Genomic DNA, 11,810 nt, shown 5'->3' with positions numbered 1-11,810 from the left:
GCAATTGCTAACAAAAATTAACCGAAGCGATAGCATAACCTTGGCTCAGGCCCTGTTTGGGCAAACCAAACTGCTAAATAACCCTGAGTCGAGCACGCTCACAGGGGCTTGAGCCGGGACTGGTGTTCTGTAAACAAATGCTTCAGTAGTTTCCATACCACTTGGATGCGCGGCACCCCCTTGGCTTCCTCGGGCATGGACATCCAGAAGCTGCGCTCGAACCGCGCCTGCTCGGGCAGCACGCGCTGCAGCAGCGGGTCCCGGTCGGCCAGGAACGCCGGCAGCACCGCCAGGCCTGCGCCGGCGCGCACGGCCTCGTACTGCGCCGCGATGCTGGTGCTGCGGAACACGAAATGGGTGGGCTTGTACAGCTGCGACAGCAGTTGCAGCTCCTGCGAGAACAACAGGTCGTCGACGTAGTGGATGAACTGGTGGTGGCGCAGGTCCTCGCTGCTGTGCACCAGCGGCTTGCGCGCCAGGTACTGGCGCTCACCATACAGATACAGGTGATAGTCGGTCAGCTTGCTGACCACCACCGTGCCGCGCTTGGGCCGCTCCAGGGAAATGACGATGTCCGCCTCGCGCCGCGACAGGTGCATCAGCCGGGGCAGCGCCAGCAGATCCACCGACAGCTTGGGGTACTGCAGCGACAGGCGCGACAGCGGCGCGGCCAGCAGTTGCACACCCAGCCCCTCGGTCACGCCAACGCGCACCAGCCCGGCCACCGCCGCATGCTCGGCATCGCTGTGCCGCGCCAGGTGCTCGATGCCGCTGGCGGCCTGCTCCATGGCCTGGGCCGTGGGCAGCAGCTGGCGCCCGGCCTGGTTGAGCTTGTGCCCCGTGGCATCGCGCACGAACAGCGGGGTACCCAGCTGGTGCTCCAGCGCCTGGATGCGCCGGGCCACGGTGGTGTGCTCCACGCCGAGTGCACGCGCCGCCCCCACCAGCGTGCCGGTGTGGGCCAGGGCCGCAAAGAAACGCAAATGATCCCAATCCATGCCCACAGTATGACTGTGCATTTATGCAAAGCCAAGGTGCGTAAATGCGTATTGCTTTGGCAGTTTTGCACACCTAGCATGTCCTCCATGGTCGGGCGAATGCACCGCAGCCGCTGCCAAGCCCACCTGATTCCTACAACACCCTGGAGACACGCACCATGAATGCACCTGCTTCCCAAGCCGTCCTGGCCCCGACCGTCAAACTGCTGATCAACGGCCAGCTGGTCGAATCCAAGACCACCCAGTGGCGCAACGTGGTCAATCCGGCCACCCAGGAGGTGCTGGCCCGCGTGCCCTTTGCCACCCCCGAGGAAATCAACCTGGCGGTGAGCAACGCCAAGGAAGCCTTCAAGACCTGGAAGAAGACCCCCATCGGCACCCGCGCCCGCATCTTCCTGAAGCTGCAGCAGCTGATCCGCGAGAACATGAAGGAGCTGGCCGCCATCCTGACCGCCGAACAGGGCAAGACCCTGCCCGACGCCGAAGGCGACGTCTTCCGCGGCCTGGAAGTGGTGGAGCACGCCGCCAACATCGGCACCCTGCAACTGGGTGAGCTGGCCAACAACGTGGCCAACGGCGTGGACACCTACACCCTGAACCAGCCCCTGGGCGTGTGCGCCGGCATCACCCCCTTCAACTTCCCTGCCATGATTCCGCTGTGGATGTTCCCCATGGCGATCGCCACCGGCAACACCTTCGTGCTCAAGCCTTCGGAGCAGGACCCCATGGTCACCATGCGCCTGTGCGAGCTGGCACTGGAAGCCGGCGTGCCCCCCGGCGTGCTGAACGTGATCCACGGCGGTGAAGACGCGGTGAACGCCATCTGCGACCACCCCGACATCAAGGCCATCAGCTTTGTTGGCTCGACCAAGGTCGGCACCCACGTCTACAACCGCGCCAGCCTGAACGGCAAGCGCGTGCAGTGCATGATGGGCGCCAAGAACCACGCCATCGTCCTGCCCGACGCCAACAAGGAGCAGTCGCTGAACGCCCTGGCCGGTGCCGCCTTTGGTGCAGCCGGCCAGCGCTGCATGGCGCTGTCGGTGGTGGTGCTGGTGGGCGAGGCCCGCAACTGGATCCCCGAGCTGGTCGAGAAGGCCAAGACCCTGAAGGTCTCCGGTGGCACCGAGCCCGGCACCGACGTCGGCCCCGTGGTCAGCTGCGCCGCCCTGTCGCGCGTGGAAAGCCTGATCGAGCGCGGCATTGCCGACGGCGCCAAGCTGGAGCTGGACGGCCGCAAGCCCCAGGTGGCCGGTTACGAGAAGGGCAACTTTGTCGGCCCCACCATCTTCAGCGGCGTCAAGCCCGGCATGAGCGTGTACGACCAGGAAATCTTCGGCCCCGTGCTGTGCATTGCCGAGGCCGCGGACATCGATGAAGCCATCGCCTTCATCAACGCCAACCCCAACGGCAACGGCACGGCCATCTTCACGCAAAGCGGCGCCGCTGCGCGCAAGTTCCAGGAAGAGATCGACGTGGGCCAGGTCGGCATCAACGTGCCAATCCCTGTGCCTGTGCCCCTGTTCTCGTTCACCGGCAGCCGCGCCTCCAAGCTGGGCGACCTGGGCCCCTACGGCAAGCAGGTGGTGATGTTCTACACCCAGACCAAGACGGTCACCGCGCGCTGGTTCGACGACTCGACCACCAGCCACGGCGTGAACACCACCATCAGCCTGAAGTAAGACTGCGCAAAGCATAGCTGGCAGCGCTGGTGCAGATTGGGCAGGAGGCCGTTTGGATACCAAACTCTGGGATGATGCAGGCATGAATTTGCCTGCCCCCTCCCTGGCCACCGCCTGCTTGCTGGTGGCCGTGCTGATCCACAGCCCTGCCGTGCGGGCCCAGGCCGGCGCGGCCTGCGAACCCGGTGCCAGCGACACCGCCAGCCGCAATGCCTGCGCCGTGCAGCGCTTTCAGCAGGCCGACAGCGCGCAGAACATTCTGTATGGCGATGTGATGCGCGCCCTGTCGGCCCACGAGCGCCCGGCCCTGCGCAAGGACCAGAGCGCCTGGAGCCGCCAGCGCACCAGCACCTGCAAGGCCCGCCATGCCAGCGATGAGGGCCGCGCCGACTGGCCCCAGCGCCTGCACGACTGCCTGACGCAGCAGACCGAGGCCCGCCACGCCAAACTGCGCTACTGGCTGCACCACGGCGAAGCGCCGCCCTGAGTTGCGGACGCTGCATGCGCAGGCCCCGCCTTCCACAACAACAAAGAAACAGGAGACACCGCCATGGACTTTGAACTCAGCGCAGACCAACGCGCCTTTGCCGACACCGCGCGCCAGTTCGCCCAGACCGCCCTGGCCCCGCATGCCGCCGAATGGGACCGCGAAGCCATCTTCCCGCGCGAGGCCATCGCCCAGGCCGGTGAACTGGGCTTTTGCGGCCTGTACGCCCCCGAGAACGCCGGCGGCCTGGCCCTGCCGCGCCTGGATGCGACGCTGGTGTTCGAGGAACTGGCCGCCGTCGACCCCAGCACCACCGCCTTCATCACCATCCACAACATGGCCACCTGGATGCTGGGCACCTGGGCCACCGAAACCGTGCGCACCACCTGGGGTGAGGCACTGACCAGTGGACAGAAGCTGGCCAGTTACTGCCTGACCGAACCCGGCGCCGGCTCGGACGCCGCCTCGCTCAAGACCCGGGCCGACAAGGACGGCGGCCACTACGTGATCAACGGCGCCAAGGCCTTCATCAGCGGCGCCGGCAGCACCGACGTGCTGGTGCTGATGGCCCGCACCGGCGCCCCCGACTCGGGCGCCAAGGGCATCAGCGCCTTTGCCGTGCCGGCCGATGCCCCGGGCATCAGCTACGGCAAGAAGGAAGAGAAGATGGGCTGGAACAGCCAGCCCACGCGCGTCATCAGCTTTGACAATGTGCGCATCCCGGCCAACCACCTGCTGGGCCAGGAAGGCGAAGGCTTCAAGATCGCCATGAAGGGGCTGGACGGCGGGCGCATCAACATCGCCACCTGCTCCATCGGTGCCGCCCAGGGCGCACTGACCCAGGCGCAGCAGTACATGCAGGAGCGCAAGCAGTTTGGCAAGGCGATTGCCAGCTTCCAGGCGCTGCAGTTCAAGCTGGCCGACATGGCGACCGAGCTGGTCGCCGCACGCCAGATGGTGCGCCTGGCCGCATCCAAGCTGGATGCCGGCGCGCGCGACGCATCGACCTACTGCGCCATGGCCAAGCGCTTTGCCACGGACGCCGGCTTCATGGTCTGCAACGAAGCCCTGCAACTGCACGGCGGCTATGGCTACATCCGCGAGTACCCGCTGGAGCGCCTGATGCGCGATGCGCGCGTGCACCAGATCCTGGAGGGCACGAACGAGATCATGCGTGTCATCATTGCCCGGCGCATGCTGGAGGCCGACGCGCCCGACGCCATCCGCTGACATTTTTCATAGCTGGCAGCGCGCACTGCACAAGCCCCAAGACCCTTTTTCACCCCAAAAACGCCATGCCTGCCCGCCCGCTGTCCGACGACACCCTGCAGCTCATCGACGCCGTGCGCGCAGCGCTGCTGGAGGCCGGCGAGGTCGAGGAAAAGCGCATGTTCGGCTGCCATGTCTTCATGGTCAACGGCAAGCTGTGCCTGGGCGTGGAAGGTCACGAGCTGCTGGTGCGCCTGCCGCCGGACACGCACGCCGCCGTGGCGGAAACGCCGGGCGTGCGCACCCTGTCCAGCAAGGGGCTGATGGACGGCTACTTCTACATCAGCCCCGCCGCCTACGCCACGCGCGCGCAGTGGCAGCACTGGATCGCCGCGGCCCTGGCCTTCAACCCGCTGGCCAAAGCCACGCGCAAGAAGGCGGCACGCGGTGACGGAGCACCGACGCGCTCCACCAAAGAGAGCACACCACGCGCTTCCAGCTTGCGCAAAACGGCCAAAACACCCAGCAACACGAAGGCCACGCCGCGCCCGCCTGCGCGCAAGCACTCCGTGTTCGATGACGACGCCTGACCGGCCCGGAGACACGCCATGCCCATCCGCATCCTTCAACTTGGCAGCCCGCGCAGCGCGGGCGAAGGCCTGCGCATCGGCACCGTGCGCCGACCGCCGCGCGGTGTGCCCAAGGCCGAATTTGCCAGTCGCGACTATTACGACGTCTGGTACCCCGAGCTATCACCCGAAGCCGACACCATGCAACTGGCGTTGCAGTCGCACCAGCTGCAGGCCCAGGGCCAGACGGCCGAGGCCGACAAGCTGTGGAAGCAGTTCCAGCAGCGTTTTCGCAAGCAGCTGGCGGCCGCGCCCGCCAGCCGCACCCTGGACCTGCTGGCCGCCCTGTCGCACCAGACGGCGTTTGCGCTGGGCTGCTACTGCGAGGATGAAGCCCGCTGCCACCGCAGCATTTTGCGCAGCCTGCTGGCCGAGCGCGGGGCCGACTTCAGCATCGGCTAGCTCACATTGCAAGACTTTTAAGCCTCCAGCCCTTATCACACCAGCGCAGACAGCTAGTTTTTTTGAAGATTACAACCACAGTTCAACACCACCAGGAGACAACGGTATGACCACCATCGCTTTCATCGGCCTCGGCAACATGGGCGGCCCCATGGCCATCAATCTGCAAAAAGCCGGCCACGCCGTGCGCGCCTTCGACCTGTCCAAGGAGGCCGTCGCCAAGGTGGTCGCTGAAGGCGCCACCGCCGCCTTCAGCGCACAGGACGCCGTGCAGGGCGCCAAGGTGGTGGTCACCATGCTGCCCGCCAGCCAGCACGTGGAGGCCCTGTTCCTGGGCAAGGACGGCGCCCCCGGCCTGCTGGCCAGCATTGCCCCGGGCACGCTGGTGATCGACAGCTCCACCATCGCCGCCGCCACCAGCCAGAAGGTGGCCAAGGCGGCCGATGCCGCCGGCATCGACTTCATCGACGCCCCGGTCTCGGGCGGCACGGGCGGCGCGATTGCGGGCACGCTGACCTTCATGGTCGGCGGCACCACGGCGCAGCTGGAACGCGCCCAGCCCTACCTGGAGAAAATGGGCGCCAACATCTTCCACGCCGGCGTCGTGGGAGCCGGCCAGACCGCCAAGATCTGCAACAACATGCTGCTGGGCATCCTGATGGTGGGCACCAGCGAAGCCATCGCCCTGGGCGTGGCCAACGGCCTGGACCCCAAGGTGCTGAGCGAGATCATGCGCCGCAGCTCCGGCGGCAACTGGGCGCTGGAAAAGTACAACCCCTTCCCCGGTGTGCACGAGAACGCACCGGCCAGCAAGGGCTATGCCGGCGGCTTTGGCACGGACCTGATGCTCAAGGACCTGGGCCTGGCCCAGGACAACGCCATCGCCACCAAGGCCAGCACCCCGCTGGGCGGCATGGCCCGCGCCATCTATGCGGCCCACAGCATTGCGGGCCACGGTGGCCAGGACTTCTCCAGCGTCATCAAGATGCTGCAAAAGCCGTGAGGGCCTGAGCCACCGCGGATGCCCCCGCCCAGGCCGCCAGGCACATGCCTGGCGGCTTGTTTTTTTCGGGGGTGCCGGTGCTCTGGCACCCACGGCCTCAGAGAACTATTCACTCTGCGCACGCGGCCCCCTGCCCCCGTGACCTGCTCTTCGAGCCGGACGTGCCAGCCGTGCAATCGCGCAAGCAGCGGCACCGTCCGGCTGGGGTCTGGGGCCACGACTGAAGCAGGAGCGCGCCACAGCACCAGCGCAGTCCTCGCCACCACGGAGCAAGGAAGAAGGACGAGCATTCACCCTCGCCAGACGTGGCGCACCCTGCGCCGTTTGGAGCCTGCACGCACAGGCTGCGCCACGCCCCGGGTTCTGCCGCTCTCATTCCGATGGATCATTCGGCCACCCGGTCGGGCGCCGCCCTGGCATGCCCCCAAACACTGGCTATTGCCGCGGACAGGATGCACACCCCGCCCACCACCAGCCCCAGATGCAAGGAGGCACCACCCCACCACACGGCAGTGACGGCCGCAAACAGCACTTCGCACGGCAGGACCACCGCCGTCACCCGGGCGCTGAGGCGGGCAACGGCATATTGCAGGCACAGGTTCACTACCAGAAAAGCCAGGGCCAGTCCCGCAACGGGCCCCACCCACGCTGCCGCGGCGCCAGGCCAGGTGACGGTCAGGACTGCGGCATCCCCGGCCCCGGACAACAAGGTGGCCGCAGCCCCCGCGACCAGGGCCCCGCCCAGGAACATGGCCATCGCCCGCCCTTCGCGCAGTACCGCGGCCGCACGCCGCAGCAGCACGGTGTTCAAGGCAAAGGCAAAGCCGGCCAGCAAGGCCAAGGCATCGGCAAGGCTGGCAGAACTGGCCCACATGTCCCCGATGGCTGCCGCGGGGCCGGCCAGCACGCAGGCGGCCCCAACCACCGCCAGCACGGCGCGCACGCACGCACCAACCGTCACGGCTTCGCCGAGCAACCGCCTTGCCAGCAGCAGCGACCACAGCGGCATCAGATAGAACAAGAGCACCACACGGACTACATCCCCGATGCTGACGGCCCAGTTGAAGGCCGCATTGGTCAGGTCGGAGGCGATGACGATGCCCCACAGCGACGGCAGGCGCACGACCTGCCCCAGTGCCTGGGGGCGCCACAGCCCGATCCCGCTGGCCGCCAACCCGTAGATGCAGGCGGTCGCCCACAGCGGATGCAGCCCCAAGGACTGAAGCTGCCGGAAAGGCCACCACGCGACACCCCAGGCCAGCGCATTGAGCAGCAGCGCCAGCACCGGCGCGGCTGTCGTATTCGAGATACGTTGCACGCATATATTCCACTATAGTAGATATCCACTATAATGGAATGCATGTCGCCCCACACATCCCCCGAACACCTCATTCCCCACCGCGTTCGCGAAGAGCGGATGCGGCGCGGCCTGACCCTGGACCAGCTAGCGACCCAGGCGGGCGTGAGCCGGGCCATGATTTCCAAGATCGAGCGCGGGGAGAGCAGCCCCACCGCCGTGCTGCTCTCGCGCATCGGTGATGCCATGGGCCTGAGCATGTCGGCCCTGATGCGCGAGCCCCGGTCGGCCCCCACCGCGATCCAGCGCGTGCAGGAGCAGCAGCAATGGACAGACCCGGCCACGGGCTATGTCCGGCGGCTGCTGTCCCCACCGGGCGATGCTGCCGAGGTGGAGATCGTGGCGGTCGAGTTGCCACCGGGGCAAACCGTCAGCTTTGCCGCCAGCGCCACGCTGCACTCGGACGATCAAATCCTGCTGCTTGAAGGCCAATTGACGCTCACCAGCGGGGTCACCGTCTACGAACTACAGCCCGGGGACTGCGCGCGCGTGTCCACCCACGAAGAACAATCCTTTGGCAACAGCGGAACGACCGCTGCGCGCTATCTGGTCACCAAGCGCCACTTTCGCTGACCCCCATCGGCAACGCCGCCTCGCCCCTGCCCCCCCCGCTCACCACATGATGCATCTGAACTACCACTGGAACCGCCTGGAGGCCTTCACGGCCCTGGAAATCTACGAAGTGCTCCGCGCCCGAGAATCGATCTTCATCGTCGAGCAGCAGTGCGCCTACCAGGACGCCGACGGCTTGGACCCACAGTCCTGGCACCTGCGGGTGACGGTGGGGGGCGAGCTGGCGGCCTATGCCCGGGTCGTGGATCCCGGGCTCAAATACACGGAGCCTTCGATCGGGCGTGTGATCACGCTGGCCCAATTCCGCAACATCCAAATTGGCCGTGCGCTGGTCGCCGAGGCCATCGCCTTCACGGAAAAACACTTTCCCGGCCAAGGCATACGGATCGGTGCGCAGGCGCACCTCGAAAAGTTCTATGGACCGCTCGGATTCCAGGCCGTCGGGGATGTCTATGACGAAGATGGCATTCCCCATATCGACATGCTGAAACCGGCGCCATCGGCCGGCGGCGCTGCGGCGTGATGGCACTCGAAAGCGCCCACGCCGTGGCCTGGGCCATGCGCACCGCCCCCACGCTGGGCGCGGACCAGCACATCCTGGTCAACCTGTCCGGCCGTGGCGACAAGGATGCGGACTATGTGGCCAAAATCCTCAACCTATAAAACGATCGTCAAGAGGTTGGCGCGAAATTTGCGAAACATTTTGTATACCGTTGCCACAAGCAGCGGGGCATACCCAAGGATTCGTGATGAACTTCGTTGCCAACCTGTCGATCAAGCGCCGCCTGTACTGCGGCACCCTGTTTTGCCTGGCCATGCTGGCCGCCATTGGCGGCGCGGGCTTTTATGCCCTGGAGCAGACCCACCACACGGTGGAAGAGGTCTTCGCCACCCGGGTGCAGACCCTGACCGATATCAGCGAGCTGCGCACCAATCTAGGGAGCCTGCAGATCGCCGAGAAAAACACCATCGTGAATGCCGACAGCTCGGACCGGGCCGAAGAGATGCTGGGCCGCTGGCAGGCCACGCTGGCCAGCATCAAGGAACGCGCCCAGATGCTGGGGATGCTGCAGCCCGACACCTCGGACTACGCCCAGAAGCTGGGCGTGGTCCACACCTCGCTGGAGCGCTATGGCAACGACCTGTCCCCGCTGCTGGAGCAGGTGCGCCAGGGCCTGGTCAGCCCGGCCGAGGGGGCCGAGCAGGCCGAGTTCGTGCGCTCGGCCATCCATGACGCGGACGCCCTGCTGAGCGCCGCCGTGATGCAGGCCCAGGCCGAGCTGGACACCGCCCGCCAGCAGATCACCGCCCAGGCCGAGCAGATGAAGCGGCTGATGGCCGCCGTGGTGCTGATCGCCGTGCTGGTGATGCTGCCGGTGACGGTGGTCAGCGTGCGCACCATCATGCGTTCGCTGACCATGGCGCGCGACATGGCGCAGCGCGTGGCCGCCGGCGACCTGTCGCAGGACATCGTGGCGCTGAACCGCGACGAGGTGGGCCAACTGGTGACCGCCATGGCCGTCATGCAGGCCGCCCTGCGCAGCCTGGTGGCCCAGGTGCAGGCCGCCTCGGGCCAGGTGTCCACCGCCAGCGCGGAAATCGCCACCGGCAACCACCACCTGAGCGAGCGCACGGAGGACACGGCCTCGCACCTGCAGACCACCACCGGCGCCATGGAAGAGCTGGGCCAGGGCGTGCAACACAACGCACAGGCCAGCGAAACCGCGCACCAGCACGCCCAGGCCGCCACCAGCGTGGCCCAGCGCGGGCGCCAGGTGACGGCGGAGGTGGTGCAGACCATGGCGCAGATCGCCCAGAGCTCCGAGCGCATCGCCCACATCACCGGCGTGATTGATGGCATCGCCTTCCAGACCAACATCCTGGCGCTGAACGCGGCCGTGGAGGCCGCCCGCGCCGGCGAACAGGGCCGCGGCTTTGCCGTGGTGGCCAACGAGGTCCGGGCCCTGGCCGGCCGCAGCGCCGAGGCGGCGCGCGAAATCAAGGCGCTGATCACCGCCTCCACCCAGTGCGTGGACAGCGGCACCAGCCTGGTGCGGCAGGCCGGCAGCACCATGGACGACATCGTGGGCAGCGTGCACCGCGTGGCCCAGGTGATTGCCGAGATCAGCGAGGCAGCCCACACCCAGCACCGCCAGATTGCGGAGGTGATGCGCTCCGTGGACGAGCTGGAACAGATGACCCAGCAGAACGCGGCCCTGGTGGAGCAGTCCAGTGCGGCCTCGGCCTCGCTGCGCGACCAGGCCGGCGTGCTGGACCAGGCCGTGCGGCAGTTCACCCTGCCCGGCAGCGCCCAGTCGGCCGAACAGGCACTCCTGGAATCAGAGCAGCCCGCGCTGATGCTGCAAGGCTAGAGGCCATTTTCACCCCTTGAGCACAGCCACAGGGTGTAGGCCAGCATCGCCGGGCCCTCGGCCAGGGGCGGGGGCCGTCACCCAGGGCGACCACACGCGCGATGCCGCCCAGACCGACCCCGCCCAATATCAGCCAAATTGGCCTGCAGCGCCTGTGCAGCAAGCGCAGGCAGCTATCAAAACCGAATAATCCGTTTTCAGGGCAGCGGCGGGGCCATCAGGCGTCGCCCTTCCCCGCCGGGCACGCTGCCAAAGCGTTCGCTCTGGACCTGCCAGGCCTCGCGGTAGGCGCGGATGCTCACCAGATCCGGGCCCACAAAGTTCCACCACATGGTCACCGGGTCGGCAAACGGCGCGCCACCGATCAGCAGCAGCCGGGTGCCGGCCTGCATCTGGAGCGTCACCGCGGTGCGCCCGGCAGCCAGGTACGCCAGTTCGTTGGCAATCCAGGTCTCGCCGGCCACGGCCAGCCCGCCAGTCAGCGGCAGCAAGCCGTATTCAAAGTCTGCGCGCAGCGGCAACGTCACGGTGGCCCCGCGGTCGCAGCGCACCTCCAAGCCCACCAGTGGGGAATGCAGCTGCGTGGGCGCGGTGTGTTCGCCATAGCTGCCGGCCATTAGGGCCCAGTCGCAACCCTGTGCCTGCCAGGTGGGCAGCACCGGGTAATGCGCAAAGGCGGGCGACTGGTCGGCCACCGCGGCCGGCAGGGCAATCCACAACTGGGCCGCATGCAGGCGCGCACCGGGCGTGACCGAGTCTTCGGTGTGCGAAATGCCGTAGCCTGCCGTCATCAGATTCACCTGACCGGGGCGCACCACCTGTTCCGAGCCCAGGCTGTCGCGGTGCAGGATTTCACCCTCGATCATCCAGGTGAAGGTCTGCAGCCGGGTGTGCGGGTGGGCCCCCACATGCATGCCCTGGCCGGCCGGAAAATCCACCGGACCCAGGTGGTCCAGAAAACACCAGGCGCCGATCATGCGCCGTCCCCGGGTGGGCAGGACGCGGGCCACCGTCATACCCTCCCCCAGGCTGCTGGTGCGGGCAACGATGCGTTCAGGCGGGACGGGTGCTTCGGACATGGTGCAAGACTCCTGGTGG

12 protein-coding genes and 1 pseudogene are annotated in these 11,810 nt (G+C 67.1%); 10 read left to right on the top strand and 3 right to left on the bottom strand.

Annotated features, from left to right (window positions below):
• Positions 1 to 98: 98 nt before the first annotated feature.
• Positions 99 to 998 (bottom strand): LysR family transcriptional regulator, encoded by a 900-nt coding sequence (locus tag KAQ61_RS06090; protein WP_154162899.1) that lies wholly within the window; start codon positions 996 to 998, stop codon positions 99 to 101.
• Between the two features lie 158 nt (positions 999 to 1,156).
• On the opposite strand from KAQ61_RS06090, the gene KAQ61_RS06085 reads away from it, so the two are divergent.
• The 6 genes from KAQ61_RS06085 to mmsB all read left to right on the top strand — a co-directional run bounded on the left by KAQ61_RS06085 (position 1,157) and on the right by mmsB (position 6,410).
• Positions 1,157 to 2,680 carry a CoA-acylating methylmalonate-semialdehyde dehydrogenase gene (locus KAQ61_RS06085; RefSeq protein ID WP_210930794.1) on the top strand — a complete coding sequence of 508 codons (1,524 nt, stop codon included), beginning with the start codon at positions 1,157 to 1,159 and terminating at the stop codon, positions 2,678 to 2,680.
• 82 nt (positions 2,681 to 2,762) lie between these two features.
• Positions 2,763 to 3,167 carry a lysozyme inhibitor LprI family protein gene (locus KAQ61_RS06080; RefSeq protein ID WP_210930793.1) on the top strand — a complete coding sequence of 135 codons (405 nt, stop codon included), beginning with the start codon at positions 2,763 to 2,765 and terminating at the stop codon, positions 3,165 to 3,167.
• A gap of 63 nt (positions 3,168 to 3,230) precedes the next feature.
• On the top strand, positions 3,231 to 4,397 hold the full coding sequence (locus KAQ61_RS06075) for an acyl-CoA dehydrogenase family protein (RefSeq protein ID WP_210930792.1): 1,167 nt from the start codon (positions 3,231 to 3,233) through the stop codon (positions 4,395 to 4,397).
• Positions 4,398 to 4,462: 65 nt separating this feature from the next.
• On the top strand, positions 4,463 to 4,966 hold the full coding sequence (locus KAQ61_RS06070; protein WP_210930791.1) for a TfoX/Sxy family protein: 504 nt from the start codon (positions 4,463 to 4,465) through the stop codon (positions 4,964 to 4,966).
• 18 nt (positions 4,967 to 4,984) lie between these two features.
• Positions 4,985 to 5,407, top strand: a complete 423-nt coding sequence (locus KAQ61_RS06065; RefSeq protein ID WP_210930790.1) for a DUF488 domain-containing protein — start codon at positions 4,985 to 4,987, stop codon at positions 5,405 to 5,407.
• A 106-nt stretch (positions 5,408 to 5,513) separates the two neighbouring features.
• Positions 5,514 to 6,410, top strand: coding sequence for a 3-hydroxyisobutyrate dehydrogenase (mmsB, locus tag KAQ61_RS06060; RefSeq protein WP_210930789.1), 897 nt, complete (start codon positions 5,514 to 5,516; stop codon positions 6,408 to 6,410).
• Positions 6,411 to 6,795: 385 nt separating this feature from the next.
• On the opposite strand, the gene KAQ61_RS06055 is transcribed toward mmsB, so the two are convergent.
• Positions 6,796 to 7,728: an EamA family transporter gene (locus KAQ61_RS06055; protein WP_244982996.1), complete on the bottom strand. Its 933-nt coding sequence runs from the start codon at positions 7,726 to 7,728 to the stop codon at positions 6,796 to 6,798.
• A gap of 42 nt (positions 7,729 to 7,770) precedes the next feature.
• Between KAQ61_RS06055 and KAQ61_RS06050 the strand changes: the two genes are divergently transcribed.
• From KAQ61_RS06050 to KAQ61_RS06035, 4 genes and pseudogenes are all read left to right on the top strand, one after another.
• Positions 7,771 to 8,340, top strand: coding sequence for a helix-turn-helix domain-containing protein (locus KAQ61_RS06050; protein ID WP_045267868.1), 570 nt, complete (start codon positions 7,771 to 7,773; stop codon positions 8,338 to 8,340).
• A gap of 46 nt (positions 8,341 to 8,386) precedes the next feature.
• Complete coding sequence (locus KAQ61_RS06045; protein WP_338026757.1) at positions 8,387 to 8,863, top strand: GNAT family N-acetyltransferase; 477 nt, start codon at positions 8,387 to 8,389, stop codon at positions 8,861 to 8,863.
• Positions 8,860 to 9,003, top strand: a pseudogene (locus KAQ61_RS06040) (tryptophan synthase subunit beta); the annotation flags it as partial. The gene KAQ61_RS06045 and the pseudogene KAQ61_RS06040, both read left to right, overlap by 4 nt.
• 86 nt (positions 9,004 to 9,089) lie before the next feature.
• Positions 9,090 to 10,712: a methyl-accepting chemotaxis protein gene (locus KAQ61_RS06035; RefSeq protein ID WP_210930788.1), complete on the top strand. Its 1,623-nt coding sequence runs from the start codon at positions 9,090 to 9,092 to the stop codon at positions 10,710 to 10,712.
• Positions 10,713 to 10,909: 197 nt separating this feature from the next.
• Here KAQ61_RS06035 and KAQ61_RS06030 read toward each other — a convergent pair whose 3' ends face one another.
• Positions 10,910 to 11,791: a pirin family protein gene (locus KAQ61_RS06030; protein ID WP_210930787.1), complete on the bottom strand. Its 882-nt coding sequence runs from the start codon at positions 11,789 to 11,791 to the stop codon at positions 10,910 to 10,912.
• Positions 11,792 to 11,810: the final 19 nt, after the last annotated feature.

The sequence above is a fragment of the Comamonas aquatica genome, assembly GCF_018064205.1.
GTDB lineage: Bacteria > Pseudomonadota > Gammaproteobacteria > Burkholderiales > Burkholderiaceae_C > Comamonas > Comamonas aquatica.
This window is presented reverse-complemented; position numbering and strand designations above follow the sequence as displayed.

What these genes read in the sequence shown, in the direction of transcription:
- KAQ61_RS06090 (WP_154162899.1), bottom strand. Translation starts at nt 998, where the DNA reads ATGGATTGGGATCATTTGCGTTTCTTTGCGGCCCTGGCCCACACCGGC.
- KAQ61_RS06085 (WP_210930794.1), top strand. Translation starts at nt 1,157, where the DNA reads ATGAATGCACCTGCTTCCCAAGCCGTCCTGGCCCCGACCGTCAAACTG.
- KAQ61_RS06080 (WP_210930793.1), top strand. Translation starts at nt 2,763, where the DNA reads ATGAATTTGCCTGCCCCCTCCCTGGCCACCGCCTGCTTGCTGGTGGCC.
- KAQ61_RS06075 (WP_210930792.1), top strand. Translation starts at nt 3,231, where the DNA reads ATGGACTTTGAACTCAGCGCAGACCAACGCGCCTTTGCCGACACCGCG.
- KAQ61_RS06070 (WP_210930791.1), top strand. Translation starts at nt 4,463, where the DNA reads ATGCCTGCCCGCCCGCTGTCCGACGACACCCTGCAGCTCATCGACGCC.
- KAQ61_RS06065 (WP_210930790.1), top strand. Translation starts at nt 4,985, where the DNA reads ATGCCCATCCGCATCCTTCAACTTGGCAGCCCGCGCAGCGCGGGCGAA.
- mmsB (WP_210930789.1), top strand. Translation starts at nt 5,514, where the DNA reads ATGACCACCATCGCTTTCATCGGCCTCGGCAACATGGGCGGCCCCATG.
- KAQ61_RS06050 (WP_045267868.1), top strand. Translation starts at nt 7,771, where the DNA reads ATGTCGCCCCACACATCCCCCGAACACCTCATTCCCCACCGCGTTCGC.
- KAQ61_RS06045 (WP_338026757.1), top strand. Translation starts at nt 8,387, where the DNA reads ATGATGCATCTGAACTACCACTGGAACCGCCTGGAGGCCTTCACGGCC.
- KAQ61_RS06035 (WP_210930788.1), top strand. Translation starts at nt 9,090, where the DNA reads ATGAACTTCGTTGCCAACCTGTCGATCAAGCGCCGCCTGTACTGCGGC.
- KAQ61_RS06030 (WP_210930787.1), bottom strand. Translation starts at nt 11,791, where the DNA reads ATGTCCGAAGCACCCGTCCCGCCTGAACGCATCGTTGCCCGCACCAGC.